The sequence below is a fragment of the Acidocella sp. MX-AZ02 genome (assembly GCF_000306035.1).
In the GTDB taxonomy this organism is placed as follows: domain Bacteria; phylum Pseudomonadota; class Alphaproteobacteria; order Acetobacterales; family Acetobacteraceae; genus Acidocella; species Acidocella facilis.
In genome coordinates this window covers 205,197-220,498 of record NZ_JH976208.1, presented here as the reverse complement: position 1 = coordinate 220,498, position 15,302 = coordinate 205,197, and the positions used below count along the sequence as shown (strand labels likewise).

Annotated in this window: 20 protein-coding genes; 16 read left to right on the top strand and 4 right to left on the bottom strand. The window is 65.2% G+C overall.

The window, feature by feature from the left end; genetic code table 11:
• From flgA to MXAZACID_RS09245, 6 genes are all read left to right on the top strand, one after another.
• Nucleotides 1–563, top strand: a 563-nt coding sequence (gene flgA, locus MXAZACID_RS09270; protein ID WP_039885147.1) for a flagellar basal body P-ring formation chaperone FlgA, incomplete at its 5' end; no start/stop codon positions are given.
• 193 nt (nt 564–756) lie between these two features.
• A complete protein-coding gene (locus tag MXAZACID_RS20300; protein WP_008494022.1) occupies nt 757–2,229 on the top strand; it encodes a flagellin in 1,473 nt (490 codons plus the stop codon).
• Nucleotides 2,230–2,300: 71 nt separating this feature from the next.
• Nucleotides 2,301–3,689, top strand: a complete 1,389-nt coding sequence (fliD, locus tag MXAZACID_RS09260; RefSeq protein ID WP_008494020.1) for a flagellar filament capping protein FliD — start codon at nt 2,301–2,303, stop codon at nt 3,687–3,689.
• Between the two features lie 18 nt (nt 3,690–3,707).
• Nucleotides 3,708–4,085 (top strand): flagellar protein FliS, encoded by a 378-nt coding sequence (locus MXAZACID_RS09255; protein ID WP_144052725.1) that lies wholly within the window; start codon nt 3,708–3,710, stop codon nt 4,083–4,085.
• Entirely contained in the window at nt 4,082–4,384 is a 303-nt protein-coding gene (gene flgM / locus MXAZACID_RS09250; protein ID WP_008494018.1) for a flagellar biosynthesis anti-sigma factor FlgM, read from the top strand. The genes MXAZACID_RS09255 and flgM overlap by 4 nt, the downstream gene beginning before the upstream one ends.
• The gene (locus MXAZACID_RS09245; protein WP_008494017.1) at nt 4,381–4,854 is read left to right on the top strand and encodes a hypothetical protein; all 474 of its coding nucleotides are present in this window, start codon (nt 4,381–4,383) and stop codon (nt 4,852–4,854) included. The genes flgM and MXAZACID_RS09245 overlap by 4 nt, the downstream gene beginning before the upstream one ends.
• Nucleotides 4,855–5,066: 212 nt before the next feature.
• Here the strand turns inward: MXAZACID_RS09245 and rpmE are convergent, their stop codons facing one another.
• The gene (gene rpmE, locus MXAZACID_RS09240) at nt 5,067–5,294 is read right to left on the bottom strand and encodes a 50S ribosomal protein L31 (RefSeq protein ID WP_008494016.1); all 228 of its coding nucleotides are present in this window, start codon (nt 5,292–5,294) and stop codon (nt 5,067–5,069) included.
• A gap of 60 nt (nt 5,295–5,354) precedes the next feature.
• Nucleotides 5,355–6,257, bottom strand: coding sequence for an alpha/beta hydrolase (locus MXAZACID_RS09235; protein ID WP_008494015.1), 903 nt, complete (start codon nt 6,255–6,257; stop codon nt 5,355–5,357).
• Between the two features lie 94 nt (nt 6,258–6,351).
• On the opposite strand from MXAZACID_RS09235, the gene MXAZACID_RS09230 reads away from it, so the two are divergent.
• From MXAZACID_RS09230 to MXAZACID_RS09195, 8 genes are all read left to right on the top strand, one after another.
• The gene (locus tag MXAZACID_RS09230; RefSeq protein ID WP_039885146.1) at nt 6,352–6,708 is read left to right on the top strand and encodes a CidA/LrgA family protein; all 357 of its coding nucleotides are present in this window, start codon (nt 6,352–6,354) and stop codon (nt 6,706–6,708) included.
• Complete coding sequence (locus tag MXAZACID_RS09225; protein WP_008494013.1) at nt 6,701–7,435, top strand: LrgB family protein; 735 nt, start codon at nt 6,701–6,703, stop codon at nt 7,433–7,435. The genes MXAZACID_RS09230 and MXAZACID_RS09225 overlap by 8 nt, the downstream gene beginning before the upstream one ends.
• Nucleotides 7,436–7,678: 243 nt before the next feature.
• Nucleotides 7,679–8,737 (top strand): acyltransferase, encoded by a 1,059-nt coding sequence (locus MXAZACID_RS09220; protein ID WP_039885145.1) that lies wholly within the window; start codon nt 7,679–7,681, stop codon nt 8,735–8,737.
• Between the two features lie 12 nt (nt 8,738–8,749).
• Nucleotides 8,750–9,412 carry a hypothetical protein gene (locus tag MXAZACID_RS09215; protein WP_008494011.1) on the top strand — a complete coding sequence of 221 codons (663 nt, stop codon included), beginning with the start codon at nt 8,750–8,752 and terminating at the stop codon, nt 9,410–9,412.
• Nucleotides 9,403–10,185 (top strand): SDR family NAD(P)-dependent oxidoreductase, encoded by a 783-nt coding sequence (locus tag MXAZACID_RS09210; RefSeq protein ID WP_008494009.1) that lies wholly within the window; start codon nt 9,403–9,405, stop codon nt 10,183–10,185. Before MXAZACID_RS09215 ends, MXAZACID_RS09210 begins: the two co-directional genes overlap by 10 nt.
• Nucleotides 10,186–10,289: 104 nt before the next feature.
• Complete coding sequence (locus MXAZACID_RS09205; protein WP_008494008.1) at nt 10,290–11,024, top strand: manganese catalase family protein; 735 nt, start codon at nt 10,290–10,292, stop codon at nt 11,022–11,024.
• A gap of 21 nt (nt 11,025–11,045) precedes the next feature.
• A complete protein-coding gene (locus tag MXAZACID_RS09200) occupies nt 11,046–12,305 on the top strand; it encodes a DNA polymerase IV (RefSeq protein ID WP_039885143.1) in 1,260 nt (419 codons plus the stop codon).
• A gap of 28 nt (nt 12,306–12,333) precedes the next feature.
• Nucleotides 12,334–12,837, top strand: coding sequence for a flavin reductase (locus tag MXAZACID_RS09195; protein ID WP_008494006.1), 504 nt, complete (start codon nt 12,334–12,336; stop codon nt 12,835–12,837).
• A gap of 110 nt (nt 12,838–12,947) precedes the next feature.
• Here MXAZACID_RS09195 and gshB read toward each other — a convergent pair whose 3' ends face one another.
• Together gshB and MXAZACID_RS09185 are read right to left on the bottom strand one after the other, a co-directional pair.
• Entirely contained in the window at nt 12,948–13,895 is a 948-nt protein-coding gene (gene gshB, locus MXAZACID_RS09190) for a glutathione synthase (RefSeq protein WP_008494005.1), read from the bottom strand.
• 31 nt (nt 13,896–13,926) lie between these two features.
• Complete coding sequence (locus MXAZACID_RS09185) at nt 13,927–14,301, bottom strand: hypothetical protein (RefSeq protein ID WP_008494004.1); 375 nt, start codon at nt 14,299–14,301, stop codon at nt 13,927–13,929.
• Nucleotides 14,302–14,533: 232 nt separating this feature from the next.
• Here MXAZACID_RS09185 and MXAZACID_RS19310 point away from each other — a divergent pair, with 232 nt between their 5' ends.
• Together MXAZACID_RS19310 and msrB are read left to right on the top strand one after the other, a co-directional pair.
• A complete protein-coding gene (locus MXAZACID_RS19310; protein ID WP_168118416.1) occupies nt 14,534–14,689 on the top strand; it encodes a hypothetical protein in 156 nt (51 codons plus the stop codon).
• A 138-nt stretch (nt 14,690–14,827) separates the two neighbouring features.
• A complete protein-coding gene (msrB, locus tag MXAZACID_RS09180; RefSeq protein ID WP_008494003.1) occupies nt 14,828–15,238 on the top strand; it encodes a peptide-methionine (R)-S-oxide reductase MsrB in 411 nt (136 codons plus the stop codon).
• Nucleotides 15,239–15,302 lie beyond the last annotated feature (64 nt).

Here is a 15,302-nt window from a genome sequence, read left to right as displayed (position 1 = left end):
CTTTGGCACCGCCAGGAGCGCAGATCAGCCTCGGCAGCACCGCCGGGGCGCGCGCCATGCCGGCCTGCGCTTCGCCGCTCACGGTCAGCCTCAGCGGGGTGGCGCCTTATGAACAGGCCAAGGTGGAATGCCCCGCCGCGCGCTGGACGCTCTATGTCACCGTCACCGTGGCGCAGAGCGAGGAGGTGGTGGTCGCGGCGCGGCCGATCGCCGCCGGCGCCACGCTCGGCGCGGCGGATCTCGTCCGTCGCGCTTTGCCGGTGCAGGCCTTCGCCGGCCGGCAAATCTTCACCGATCCGACCGAGATCGAGGGTGACAGTGCGGTGATGTCGATCGCCGCCGGCATGGTCATCACCCAGGATGTGCTGCAAACGCCCTTGCTGGTGAAAGCCGGGCAGACGGTGAGCGTGCATGTTTATAGCGGCGGGGTGGAGCTGGCGCTGGATGCAACGGCCGACCAGCCCGGCCATCTCGGCGATACGATTCTGCTGACCAACCCGAAAAGCGGCCGGCGCTTTTCCGCCGAGGTGACCGCCCAAGGCGTATCGCTGCACCTGAACTGAGGCATGGCAAAGAACTAACGAGACGTTATTTATTAAGTCAATTTATCAAGCCCAAAATAGTAAATATTTGACTAATAGATTTTGATTTTTTTCTGCCGGAATCAGCAAAATTCTTTCATTATCTGCATGCAAACTTTTCGGGTCCCGCGCGAATGAATAGGTACGGCAACCATAACCAAGGAGCTTTTGCCTAATGTCCGCCATCGGATCCATCCTCACCAATACCGGGGCGCTGTCGGCGCTCAACTCCATCGCCGCCACCTCGCAGACGAATAATTCGCTGCAGAGCCAGCTGGCCAGCGGCATGTCGATCAACTCTCCGGCTGACAATCCGGCGGGCTATATCACCGCGCAGGGTTTCACCTCCCAGCTCAACGGCCTGACCCAGGCGACCTCCAACGCCAACCAGGGCGTCTCCCTGCTGCAGACGGCGCAGAGCGCCATCGGCCAGCAGATCGGCATCGTGCAGCAGCTCAACTCCATCGCCGTGCAGGCCGCCAACGGCACGCAGACGGCGGCTGAGTCGCAATCGCTGCAAACCCTGGTCGGGCAGCTGACCAGCCAGGTCACCACCATCTCCTCGCAGACTCAGTTCAACAACATCAATCTTCTGGATGGTACCTTCTCCGGCGTGCAGTTCCAGGTCGGCGCGAATGAGGGCCAGACGCTGAATCTGTCGATCGGCAACACCTCCGCCAGCAATATCGGCATGTACGCCACGGCGGCCGGGACCGCCTTCGCCGCCACCGGCACCTCCACCTTCGGCGGCACCTCCTCGGCGGCCGTGAACGCCGCGGCGACCGGCGCCTTCGGCAGCTCGACGGTGACGGTGAACGGCCCCACCGGCGGCTCCGGCACCTTCTCGACCACGAAGAGCGAATCCGCCGCCAACATTGCAGCCGCAGCCACCAACATCGCCGGCAAGACCGGTGTGCAGGCCCAGGCCAGCAATAACTATACCTATGCCACCACGTTCGGCTCCAAGGGGCTGAAATTCTCGATCGAGGCCTCTTCCGCCGCCGGTGCCGCGGGCACGGTGATCGGCGGGGCGATCTCGGTAAACGCCTCCAGCCTTTCGGGCGTCGTCTCGCAGATCAACCAGCAGACCAGCACCAGCGGCATCGTCGCCTCCAGCGCCAGCGGCAAGCTGAACCTGAAGCAGCTGAATGGTCAGAATATCGTGTTCAAGACCGTCGGCACCACGGCGGCGGCGAGCGGCTCGCTGAAGACCACGACCGGCACGGCGGCCGCCATCGTCGCGAATGATCTGCAGCAAGGCCAGGTGCAGTTCCAGTCCAGCGCCGCCTTCAGCGTCAGCGGGTCCGCGAAGCTGGCTGGCGCCGCCTCGCTCACCTCGCTCGCCAGCATCAATGTTGGCACCACCACCGGCGCCAACAATGCCATCAACGTCATCAAATACGCTCTGGCCGGCCTCAATAATCAGGGCGGCCAGCTGGGTGCGGTGCAGCAGCGCCTCACCGCCAACATCAATAATCTGAACACCACCGCCACCAACGTCACCACCGCGCTCAGCGTCGTGCAGGATGCCAACATCCCGCAGGTGGCGAACAAGCTGACGCAGGCGACGATCCAGGCGCAGTCCGGCGTGGCGGCGCTCAAGAACTCGACCCAGCTGCAGCAGAGCTATCTCTCCCTGCTGCCGTAATCGATTGGTTAACCTGGCCGGGGCAAATTGCCCCGGCCAATTCCGTTTCAACCCGGCCATGAAGGTGAACGATGTCGACCGTCTCCTCGCTCAGCTCCGCCGCGATCAACAGCAATATATCCGCCGTCACCAAAAGGCTGGAAGCGCCGATCACGTCGCTCGGCACCCAGGTTGCCGCGGACAAGGCGCTGATCTCCGCCTGGGGCAGCATCAGCGGGGCGATTTCCAGCCTCTCGGACAGTCTGGTTCACATCCAGAACATTTCCACCATCAATGCGCGCGCCGCCACCAGCAACAACACACTGGTCGCCACCGCCACCGCCAATGCCACCGCCGCCACCGGCACCTATAATCTCACCAGCATCAGCCTCGCCAAAGGGCAGGAGCTGTATTCCGGCCTGCTCGGCTCATCCAATGCCACGCTCTCGGGCGGCGCCGGGCAGCTGGCCTTCACCCTGGCCAGCGGCAAGAGCGAGACGATTTCGCTCGGCTCCGGCAGCATGACGCTCAATGACATCGCCGCCGCCGTCAACAAGCAGCATGGCGGGGTGCAGGCCTCGGTGCTCAGCACCTCGGCCGGGGCGCGGCTGGTGTTCAACAGCAGCGCCACCGGCGCCAGCGCCGCCTTTTCCGTCTCCGGCACCGGCGCGCTGGCGCAATTCGCCTATAGCAGCGCCAGCCCGGGCAGCGAGATCAAGGCGCAGAGCGCGGTGAATGCCAGCCTCAGCCTTAACGGCATCCCCATCACCAGCGCCAGCAACAGCCTGGGCAGCGCTATCGCCGGCGTCACCATTTCCCTCGCCGGCTCCGGTAATGCCAGCGTCTCGGTCAGCTCCTCGCCCACCGCCTTGTCCGGCAGCGTGCTCGATGTCGCCAACAGCCTCAACACCGCCTTGTCCGCGATCAGCACCGAGACCAAATATGTCGGCACCGCCAGCAGCACCGCCGCCTCCTCCGGCTCCGCGAAATCCGGCGTGCTGCTTGGCAATTTCTCCGCCGCGAATCTGAAAAACCAGCTGATGAACGCGGTCAGCTCGCTGGAATCCAGCGGGTTGAGCGCCGCGGCGATCGGGCTGACCCTCACCAGCGCCGGCACGGTGAGCTTCAGCAGCACCGCCTTCTCCTCCGCCTTCAGCAAGAACCCGTCCGCGGTGCAGACGCTGGTTTCAAAGCTCTATACCAGCCTGGACAACCTCACCACGGGCGCCATCGGCGCCGCCGCCTCCAGCGCCACCGGCGCCAGCAGCATCACCGGCTTCATTAGCGCGCAAACCTCCTCGCTGAACGATGCGATCAATTCGATCCAGCAGCAGATCACCCTGATCAGCAAACAGGCTTCCGCCACCATCACCGAGCTGCAGAAACAATATACCGCCGCCGAAACCTCGGCCAGTTCCGCCAGCGTCACCCAGGCCTATCTCAGTATTTTCCTCGGCAATAATTCTTCGAGCTCGGGCTAAACCATGAATGAGATGAGCATGGATGCAATCAATATCACCTACCGCGCGGCGATGTTTGACGGCCCGCCCGGCATCCATTGGCTGCGGCCCGGCTGGCGGGCGCTGCGCCAATATGGCCGCCGGGCGCGCCTGGCCATCGAGGAAGCCGACCAGCCCACCAAGGCGCTGATGATCGCCCGCGCGGATGAGCTGCTGACCCTGCTCAGCGGCGTGCTGGATACGCAGGAGGGCAGCACGCTCGGCCCGGCCTTGATGACCATCTATGCCGCCTTGCGCTTCACCCTGCTGCGCGCCAATGCGGAAAACAGCCTGGAGGCGTTGCGGGATTTCGACGCCGCCTTGTCCCTGCTCGACACTGAGATGACCAACCAGCCCGAAAGCGTGGTGGCAGCATGACCAGCCGAATCCAATCCTACAGCCCGCAAGGCACGGATGCCGCCGCGCCCCCGCCGGTGCAGACCGCCAAGCCGGCAACCGCCGCCGCCAGCCCGCAAACCGCGCAGACGGATAGCGTCACCCTCAGCGAGGCCGCGCAGACCGGCACCGCCTTGCTCACCGCCGCCCGCACCTCCAGCGGCATCGACCAGACCAATGTCACCGCCATCCGTCAGGCTCTGGCCAATGGCACCTATAATGTCTCACCGGAGACACTCGCCCAGGCCATCTCCACCGTGCTGAACGAGACCGGCTCGTGAGTGTCTCGGGGCAATTCCGGCCGGTGGAACTGCCGCCTTTGCTCAGCGAAAAAGCGAGCATCAGCGTCATTCTGCAAGATGGGCTGGCGCTGGTCGAGGATCTGAGCGCCAAACTGCAACGGCTGGACCAGCTGATGCTGAGCGGCAAGCCGAACGAGATTTCCCAGGAAGCGGCGCTGCTGGAGCAGGCGCTGAACCATGCCGCGCCGTCTTTCGCGGATATCGCGACGATGATGGGCCATCTCGGCGCCGCCAATCTCGCCGCCGCCGCTATCCAGCTGCGCGAGGCCGAACAGAGCGAGGCCGCCCGCCTGGCAGAGACGCTGCGCGGGGCGCTGGGGCGCTTCGCCAAGCGCTCCGCCGCCGCCAACCGGCGCGCCCAGCAGCTCAATAAGGGGCTGAGCGCGGCGCTGCGCAGCCTGCAGGCGCTCGGCATGGCGGAGGCCGGCCGGCTGATTGCCGAGGCCTGAAACAACATCTTGAAAAATTTGCAAAAGTTTTTGGGGGTGTGGGGACTTTTTTCAAAAAGTCCCCACGAAGGTTCGGACCGGTGGCAACGCCGTTGCGACCACCCCCGACGTTTTCGCCGCTTTTTTGAAAAAAAGCGGCACCAAAAAACTTTTGCGCAATAAAAAAGCCGCCCATAAGGCGGCTTTTCCGTAAGCGCTCCTCGCGAGTACGCTTACGCCTTGCGGGTGCCGATCCCAGCGAAGCGCTTGTTGAACTTCGCGACCTGGCCGCCCGTGTCCATCACGCGCTGCACGCCGGTCCAGGCCGGGTGGGACTTCGGATCGATGTCCAGACGCAGGGTCTCGCCCGCGACGCCCATGCAGGAACGGGTTTTGTATTCGGTCCCATCGGTCATGATGATGTTGACCTCGTGATAGTCCGGATGAATGTTAGCTTTCACCGTGTAAACTCCATACGAAAAAGCCACCGATCCCGACCGGCAGCGAGGAAGGCCCGGCTTTTAAGCTGGCACGGAGGCCGATGCAAGGGCCGATCGCGCGAATCTGCCCGCCTGAACCAGGGCAGCCCGCGCCTCTGGGAGGAAATTCTGGCTGATCTGCCAGACATGCGGCAGCCCCGGCCAGATGGACAGCTCCACCTCGCCCCCGGCGGCGCGCACCTTCGCCGCGAGGCGGGTGGAATCATCCAGCAGGATCTCGCTGTCCGAGACCTGGATCAGCATCGGTGGCAGGCCGTGCAGATCCCCGTAGAGCGGCGAAGCCAGCGGGTTGCGGGCCGAAGCCTTGCCCAGATAATGGCTGGCCGCCTCCTCGATGCGATGGCCGATCAGCATGGCATCGCGCCGGGCGTTGGTCTTCACCGAGGCGCCGGTGGCGGCCAGATCCGTCCAGGGTGAGAACAGCACCAGCGCGGCGGGCATCTCCAGCCCGGCCTCGCGCGCCGCCAGCATCAAGGCCAGCGCCAACCCACCCCCGGCCGAGTCCCCCGCCACCACCAGGCTGTGCGCCCCATGCGCCGCCAGCAGCCCGCGATAGGCGGCCAGCGCGTCATCCACCGCCGCCGGGAACGGGTGCTCCGGCGCCAGCCGGTAATCCGGGGCGAAGACCGAGAAGCCCAGCCGGGCGAAGCCGCCGGTGATCGGCCGGTGCGTGGCCGGCGAGCAGGCAAAATAACCGCCCCCGTGCAGATACAGCATCACCCGCCCGGCATGGCCCGGCTGGCGCGCCCATTCGCCCGGCACGCCGCCCTCCTGCGTCGCGGTAAAGGCGACACCCGGTACCGCTTGCGGCGGGCGCCGGCCAAAGGCGGCCCGCGCCTGCTGCGGCGTGAAGGATCGCGCCAACTTGCGCTTGACGAAGATGCGCAACAGCGGGTTGACCAGATAAGACTGCCAGCTGGGCATGGTTTTTGGCTCCGTCACGGTTTAGGCAAGCGGTGGCATCGCATTGCAACATGGCCCTGGCGTGGCCGTCCGCCAAGGCGTTGGGAGAGCTTAAGTGGTCAGAGCGCTGACAATACTGGTTTTGTACCAGCTGGTGGGCACCATCATCCAGCAAGGGCTGGGGCTGCCGGTGCCGGGGCCGGTCATCGGGCTGGTCCTGGCGCTGGCCTGGTTCCTGAAATTCGGGCCGCCGAGCGAGGATCTGCGCCAGACCGCGCAAGGGCTGCTGAAATATCTTGGCCTGCTCTTCGTCCCGGCCGGGGTGGGCATTGTCAATGAATTCGGGGCCTTGCGGGAAAATGCCGTGGCCATTCTGGTCGCCATCGCCGTCTCCACCACGCTGGGGCTGCTGGTGACGGGGGTGACCATGCAATGGTTCCTCAGCCGGCGCGAGGCCAAGCCCCATGCATAAGCTGCTGCCGCTGCCTTTCTTTCATGTCTGGGTCTATCTGCAGACGCAGCCGCTGCTCGGCCTGGCCGCCACGCTCTGCGCCTGGGAAGTGGCCGCCCTGCTGGACCAGCGCGCCGGCCACAAGGCCTACAGCAACCCGACCGTGCTGGCGGTGGCGATGCTGGTGGCCGCCTTGCTGCTCACCGGCACCAGCTACCAGACCTATTTCTCCGGCGCGGTCTATATCCATTTCCTGCTCGGCCCCGCCACGGTGGCGCTGGCGGTGCCGATGTACGCCAACTGGCCGGCCATCCGCCGCAATTTCGTGCCGATTTTGGTCTCGCTCGGCGCCGGTTCGCTGGTGGCGGCGCTGTCCGCGATGCTCATCGCCAAGGCGCTGGGGGCGCCGCATGAGGTGGTGATGTCGCTGGGGCCGAAATCCGTCACCACGCCGATCGCGATGGGGGTGGCGCAGCAGCTGGGCGGGTTGCCGGCGCTGACCGCCGTGTTCGTCATCATCACCGGGCTGTTCGGCACGCTGATCTGCGGGCCGCTCTACAAGGCGGCGCGGGTGCGGGCCTGGGAGGCGCAAGGGCTGGCGGCGGGGACGGCGGCGCATGGCATCGCCACCGCGCATATGATCCGGCTGAACGAGACCGCCGGCGCCTTTGGCGGGCTGGCGATCGGGCTGAACGGCATCGTCACCGCGATTATCGTACCGCTGCTGGTGGCGCTGCTGCCGCTCTGAAATAGCGCTAAAAAACAAAAGTTTTTTGGTGCCGCTTTTTTTCAAAAAAGCGGCGAAGAGGTTCGGGGCGGTGGCAAAGTCGTTGCCACCACCCCGAACCTTTCGTGGCCCTTTTTGAAAAAAGGGCCACACCCTCCGGCGGCTTTCCACCGCTGCTGCACAGCGGCGGAACCTTTGCCGCCTCCGCCCAAAAACTTTTATAACGCTCTGGCCGCGAATTGATTTCGCGTTTAGGTTGCAATCATGCAACGGATGCGACGCCTCGATGGGGTGCGCGGCCTGCTGGCGATGTATGTGCTGCTCAGCCACGCCCTGCCGCTGACCACCGCCCCGCTCTGGGCGCAACGCCTGTTGGCCCATGGCCAGGCGGCGGTGGAGCTGTTCTTCGCCCTCAGCGGGCTGGTGATCGCCGGCGCGCTGGAGCGGCATGGCGGCCGCTTCTGGCCCTTCATCCAGGCCCGCGCCCGGCGGCTGCTGCCGGTCTATCTCCTGGTGCTGGCCGCCGCGATCAGCATCGAAGCCCTGGGCGATCCGCTCTCCGCCCTGCCCTGGACCGGTGCTGCGGCGCGCGAGATCGTCTCGCCCGGCCTGCCGCAGCCGCTCTGGGCGCATCTTCTGGCGCATCTGACCTTGCTGCATGGGATCATCCCCGACCGCCTGCTGCCTTATGGCTGGGTGACCTTGCTCGGCCCGGCCTGGTCGCTCTCCACCGAATGGCAGTTCTATCTGCTGATCGGCCTCGCCGCGCCGAAGCGGCTGGGCGGACTGGCGGCGCTGCTGCTCGCGGTGGCGCTGCTCTATGCGCTGCTGCCGGCACACACCGAATTCTCCCGCGCCTTCCTGCCCGCCCAGGCCGGCTGGTTCGCGCTCGGGCTATGCAGCCGCATCTGGCTGCTCTCCGGCCGCGCCGCGCCGTTTCTCGCCTGCCTGGCCGGGCTCTGCCTGCTGGCGCTGCTGGGCACGCCGGAGCGCGCCCTCACCGCCTTGCTCTGGCTGGCGCTGATGCTGGCGCAGACCCAAAGCTGGGGGGGGCTTCTGGCCAATCGGGGGCTGCTCTATCTCGGCGCCATCTCCTACCCGCTTTATCTGGTGAACGAACCGGTGGAGCGGCTGCTCGCACTCTGGCTCGGCCCGCCTCTGGCCGCGCATCCGGGCTGGTTCAGCCTGGCCTTCCTGGTGCTGGCGGTGCTGGGCTCCTGCTTCCTCGCGGCCATGCTGCATCACGTCGTCGAGCTGCCCTTCATGCGACAGAGCAAGAAAAAATTATTCCCTCCGGTTATTGCCCGCCCCGTCCGGGAATGACAGCATCGGGGCATGGATTTCATCTTCATGCTCACCCGCCACGACCGCACGGTGCCGGACTGCCTGGCGGTTCTGGACGAGATCGCCCCGCTGGGTCTGCGCCATATCGGCTTCAAGGATATCGGCGCGGATGAGAAGACGCTGCGGACGCTGAATGCGCGGATCAAGGCGCTGGGGGCGGTCTCTTATCTGGAAGTGGTCGCCACCACCCCGCAGAGCGCGCTGGACTCAGCGCGGATCGGCAAGGCGATCGGGGTGGACCGGCTGCTCGGCGGCACCGAGGTGGCGGCCACGCTGGCGCTGCTCGCGGGCACCGGCATCGGCTACTACCCCTTCCCCGGCACGCCCGTCGGCCATCCCACCCAGCTTCGCGGCGATGAAGCCCTGGTGGAGACGCATTGCGCCGATTTCATCGCCCAGGGCTGCGCCGGGGTGGATCTACTGGCCTATCGCGCCACCGAGGCTGACCCGCTTGCGCTGGTGCGCGCCGCGCGGCACGGGCTGGGGCGTGCGGCGCTGATCTGCGCCGGCGGGGTGGACAGCCCGGCCCGCATCAAAGCCCTGCGCGCGGCCGGGGCGGATGGATTCACCGTCGGCTCCGCCGCCTTTGACGGCGCCTTCGCGCCGGGCGAAACTCTCGCCGGACAGCTGCGAGCGATCATGTCATGCGTCTGAAGGGCAAACGGGTCTTCATCACCGGGGCGGCGGGCGGCATTGGCCGCGCCACGGCGGAAAAATGCGCGGCGGAAGGCGCACGGGTTGTCTGCGCCGATCTGCGCGGGGAGGCCGCCGAAGCGGTGGCCGCCAGCATCCGCGCGGGCGGCGGCGAGGCGCTCGCGGTGGCGGGCGATCTGACGAAAGAGGACGCCTGCGCCGCGATGATCGCCCAATCCGTGCGGCATTTCGGCGGGCTGGAGGTGATTTTCAACAATGCCGGCATCTGCCGCAACGATGATGCCGGGCCGGTGGAAACCTCGCTCGCGAGCTGGAACGCCACCCTGGCCGCCAACCTCACTTCGGTTTTCCTCTGCTGCAAGGCGGCGATTCCGCATCTGCTCGCCTCCGGCAACGGCGTGATCATCAACAACGCCTCCATCGTCGCGCTGGTTGGCTCCGCCTTTCCGCAGATCGCCTACACCGCCGCGAAAGGTGGCGTGCTGGCGATGACGCGTGAGCTCGCCATCATCTATGCCCGCCAGAAACTGCGCGCCGTCGCCATCTGCCCCGGCCCCACCGCGACGCCTCTGGTGAAGGCGTTTCTGGCGGATGCGGAGGCCTGGGCGTTGCGCCGGCGCTATATCCCGATGGGCCGTCTCGCTGAACCCGCCGAGATCGCCAACCTTGTCGCATTCCTGGCATCCGATGACGCCAGCTTCATTACCGGCTCCGCCTACACGATCGATGGCGGCCTCACCGCCTCCTATGTCATCGATGACAGCCAAGTTTGAAAATAACGAGGTCCTTAAAAGCAACTTCATGACATCGAATATGCTTGCGCAGGCGGCACCGGATGCCGACTCTCAGGGTTCCGAAACCCCGAGGAGACACCAGCATGTTCTACCACAGAAAAGAACTCTTCTATCCCGTGAATGTCGGCACGCCGGATCCGCAATTCGGCCAGTTCCTGCTCGAACAATTCGGCGGCGCCACCGGCGAACTCACCGCCGCCTTGCAATATTGGGTGCAGTCCTTCCATGTCGAAAACCCGGCCTTGCGCGACATGCTGCAGGATATCGCGCTGGAAGAATTCAACCATCTGGAAATGGTCGGCAAGCTGATCACCCAGCACACCGCCAAGCTCGACCAGACCAAGGTGTACGAGGCGCCGCTCTTCAAAATGAAAGGCATCGGCCCGCATTTTGTCGACAGCCAGGGCTCGGCCTGGACCGCCACCTATATCAACGAAGGTGGCAATGTGGTGCGCGATCTGCGCGCCAATATCGCGGCGGAGGGCGGTGCCCGGCAGACCTACGAGGCGCTGCTGAAATGCACCAAGGACAAGGGCACCATCGACGCGCTGACGCATCTGCTCACCCGAGAAATCACCCACACCAACATGTTCATGAAAGCGCTCGACGCCATCGGCAAACTCGACGATCCGATGTTCGGCAACGTCAAGCCGGACGACACGGTGGATGTGGTGTTCAATCTCAGCCAGGGCGAGGAGGGACGCGGCCCCTGGAACGAGGCGCCGTTCGACTATATCGAAAACCCGCAACCCAAGGGCAAGATTCCGGCCTCCCCGGCCAATCCGGACGACGAGAAAATCCATCTCGCCGCCGAATAACATCGCCGCGGGCGGGCTGAGATGCCCGCCCTCTGCCGCGATTGCGACGCGATCTGCCAAGGCCCCGCCTGCATGAAATGCGGCGGGGTGCGGATCGTGTCGCACCCCGAGCTGTTCACCTTGGCCATCGCCCATATCGATTGCGATGCCTTCTACGCCTCTGTCGAAAAGCGTGACCACCCGGAATTGCGCGACAAACCCTTGATCGTCGGCGGCGGGGTGCGTGGCGTCGTCTCCACCTGCTGCTATATCGCGCGCATCCATGGCGTGCGCTCCGCGATGCCGATGTTCAAGGCCAAGCAGCTTTGCCCCAACGCCGTGGTGCTGCGCCCGGACATGGCGAAATATGCCATCGTCTCCCGCCAGGTGCGGGAGATGATGGAGGCGCTGACCCCGCTGGTGCAGCCGCTCTCCATCGATGAAGCCGCCCTTGACCTTTCCGGCACCCAGGCGCTGCACGGCGCGCCCCCCGCCATCGTGCTGACCCGGCTGGCGCGGCGGATCGAGACGGAGCTCGGCATCACCATCTCCATCGGGCTGGCGCGCAACCGCATGCTGGCCAAGCTGGCGGCCGAGCGCGGCAAGCCGCGCGGCTTTGCCGTGCTGGGCGAGGAGGCGGCACAGCTGCTGGCCAATGAGAAGGTCGGGCTGCTGCCTGGCATCGGCCCGGCCCAGGTGAAAAAGCTGGAAGCGATGGGCCTCGTCACCATCGCCCAGCTCGCCGCTTTGGAGCCGCATTTGGCCAACAGGCTCGGCAATGAGGGGATGGCGCTGGTCGCCCGCGCCAGGTTGGAGGATACCCGCCCGGTCCGGCCTGAGCGCGAGAGCAAATCCATCAGCGCCGAAACCACCTTCGAGACCGACCTCTCGGACCGCACCGCGCTGGAGGCCGCGCTCTGGCCGCTGTGCGAGAAGCTGGGGCGGCGCCTGCACCGCGAGGATGTCGCCGCCGCCGGGCTGGTGCTGAAGCTGAAAACCGCGGATTTCCAGCAACGCACCCGCAGCCAGCGCCTGCCCGCCCCCACCCGCCTGCCCGAGACCATCTTCGAGGCCGCCCAGGCCCTGCTGGCCGCAGAGGCGACCGGCCCGCGCTTCCGGCTCATCGGCATTGGCGCGTCGCCGCTGGCCCCAGCCGCGCAGGCGGATCTGGGCGATCTGGCGGACACCTCAACGCCGCGCCGCCGCGCCCGGCAGGACGCCATCGACGCGTTGCGGTTGCGGTTTGGGGAACAGGCCGTTCAGCGCGGCCGCAGCTTGCGCCCGCCCAGGGGTAAGGATTAAAACCCGACGGCTTCAGGGGATTTTAACGATGAGCGCTGCCGTAGATACCAGCCTGTTCCGCGAGGCGATGGCCCGCATGGGCGCCGCCGTTAACATCATCACCACGCGCGGCCCGCAAGGTGATGTCGGCATGACCGTCTCCGCCGTGTGCTCGGTGACCGACAGCCCGGCCACGCTGCTGGTCTGCATCAACCGGACCAGCCGCCAATATGAGGCCTTCAAGACCGCCGGCATCATCTGCGTGAATGTGCTGGCGCATGAGCATGAGGCGCTCTCCCCGATCTTCGCCGGCAAGGGCGATCTCGGCATGGAAGAGCGCTTCAGCCATGGCAGCTGGATCCGCCTCGCCACCGGCGCCCCGGCGCTTGAGACCGCCACCGCCAGCCTGGACTGCAAAGTGGTGCAACAGACCGAAGTCGGCACCCATACCGTGTTCTTCTGCGAGGTGCAGGCCATCCATCTCGGGCCGACGGGGTCGGGGCTGGTGTATCATGGGCGGGCTTATCATCAGATTCTGGCGAAGCTGGGGTGAAGTCTCGGGGGGCTTTTTGAAAAAAGCCCCCCGACCCTCCGGCGCCTTTCCAACGCTGCTACGCAGCGCTGGAACCTTGGGCGCCTGCGCCCCCCAAAAACTTTTGCGACTTACGCGGCGCGGATTGCCTCAATCTTCTCTAGAATCGCCGCCGCCAGATTGAGGCCGTCGAACCGGGCGATCTGCTGCAGCCCGGTCGGCGACGTCACGTTGATCTCGGTGAGATAATCGCCGATCACGTCGATCCCCGTGAACAACAGCCCCTGCGCCTTCAAGGTCGGGCCGATCGCGGCACAGATCTCCTGCTCGCGCGCCGTCAGCCTGGTCGGCTCCGCCTTGCCGCCGGCATGCATGTTGGAGCGCGAATCGCCCTCCGCCGGCACACGGTTGATCGCCCCCAGCGGCTCGCCATCGATCAGGATGATCCGCTTATCCCCCTTGCGCACCGCCGGCTCATAGCGCTGCACCATCAACGGCTCGCGCGAGGCGGCGAAGAACATATCCAGCAGCGAGCCGAGATTTTCATCATCCGGCTTGATCCGGAACACCCCGATGCCGCCATTGCCGAATAGCGGCTTCACGATAATATCCTTATGCAGCGCCCGGAAATCCCGGATCGCGCCGCGATCCCAGGAGATCAGCGTCGGCGGCATCAGCTGCGGGAAATGCGTCACCAGCAGCTTCTCCGGCGCGTTGCGCACGGAAGCCGGATTGTTCACCACCAGCGTTTTGGGGTGGATATGCTCCAGCAGATGCGTCGCGGTGATGTAGGCCATGTCGAAGGGCGGGTCCTGGCGCATCAGCACCACATCCATGCTGCCCAGATCGATCACCTGCTCATCGGCGAATTTATAATGCGCCCCCGCCTCGTTGCGCACCTCCACCGGCCGCACCCGGGCTTTCAGCACGGCGCCGTCCAGCCACATATGCGGAACTTCATAATGCCAGAGCCTATGGCCGCGGGCCTGGGCTTCCAGCATCAACGCGAAGGTGGAATCGCCGGTAATATCGATGCTGTGCAGCGGGTCCATCTGCACGGCGATGTTCAAAGACGCCATTTTGTCCTCATGACTGACTAGCCTCAGGCTATCAGGAGGACGCGTTGCGCTCCAGGGCCGCCGCCGCCACCGGATGCTCCAGGCTCATCATGCAGCTTTGCGGATCATCCCCGGCATCCGCCACCGCCGCCGCCACACGCGGCACGCCATGCGCATCCGGATAGAGAAACACATTCATCCCGCAGATCGGCGAATGATACAGCCAGACCTGCGCCTGCCCGTCCGTCCGGCGCAGGGAGGGCTGGCCGAAATCGGCGTCCAGCACCTGCGGGGTCGAGCCTTTCAGCGCCTGTTCCGATTGGGGCAGATCATTGCCGGCGGCGATTTTCGGCGGCGCCGCACAGGCGCCCAAGCCCCCCAGCCCGGCCAGCGTGAATAAAATCCGGAAAACAGCCCGCTTCGCCATGAAAGCCCTGGGGAAAACAAAAAAACCCTGGTCTCCCTTATCAAAACCCGAAGCAGCTTGCACCGGGGCCTAACAAGTTATCAACAATTTTTTTTGCTGAAAATCCCGCCGAGAATCGTCACATTGAAATCAAGAGGCCGCCTTAATCATGCCTTTGTTGCAATGCACTGTAACAAGCATGGACATAGCGTCCGAGAGTATTCGAACAGAGGGTAAATCAATGCCTGCCAATATGCTGAAGACCGAGGCCGAACTTCGCCATGCCGTGATCGACCGGCTGATCGCGGCATCTCTGAACGATGGCAAGCCCGCCCGCGAGGCGACCCTGGAGCGCTGGCGCGCCCTGGGCACCCAGAAGCTGCCGACGGCCGAGAGCGCCAGCCGCTAAGAAGCCGCACCGGCGCCGCATCGCGCCTGTATATGCTGGCCAGCCGCAAGGCTGGCCCCCGCAGCGGGAACTGATACCCGTTGGCTCATCGAAGCCGCCTCCTTATATTACGGGCAGACCTGCCCGAAGGAGACGGCCATGAGCACAGACAGTAAGACTGTCTTTCCCTTTACATTAACAGACGCCGAGTGGCGCGCGCGCCTGACGCCCGATCAATATGCCATCCTGCGCCAGCACGCGACCGAGCGGCCCGGTACCTGCGCGTTGAATTACGAAAAGCGCGCCGGCAGCTTCGCCTGCGCGGGCTGCGGCCAGACGCTGTTCATTTCCGGCACTAAATTCGAGAGCGGCACCGGCTGGCCCAGCTTCAATGATCCGGTTGAGGGCGCCATCGGCACCACCATCGATCGCAGCCACGGCATGATCCGCATCGAGGCGCATTGCAGCAATTGCGGCGGCCATCTCGGCCATGTGTTCGAGGATGGCCCGCCGCCCACCGGGCTGCGCTATTGCATCAATGGCGAAGTGCTGGATTTCCACCCGGCCTGAACCAAAACCAGAACAGGGTCTTCAGCCTTTGGCCGAAGACCCTGTTTTTTAGTCTCTTAGAGCA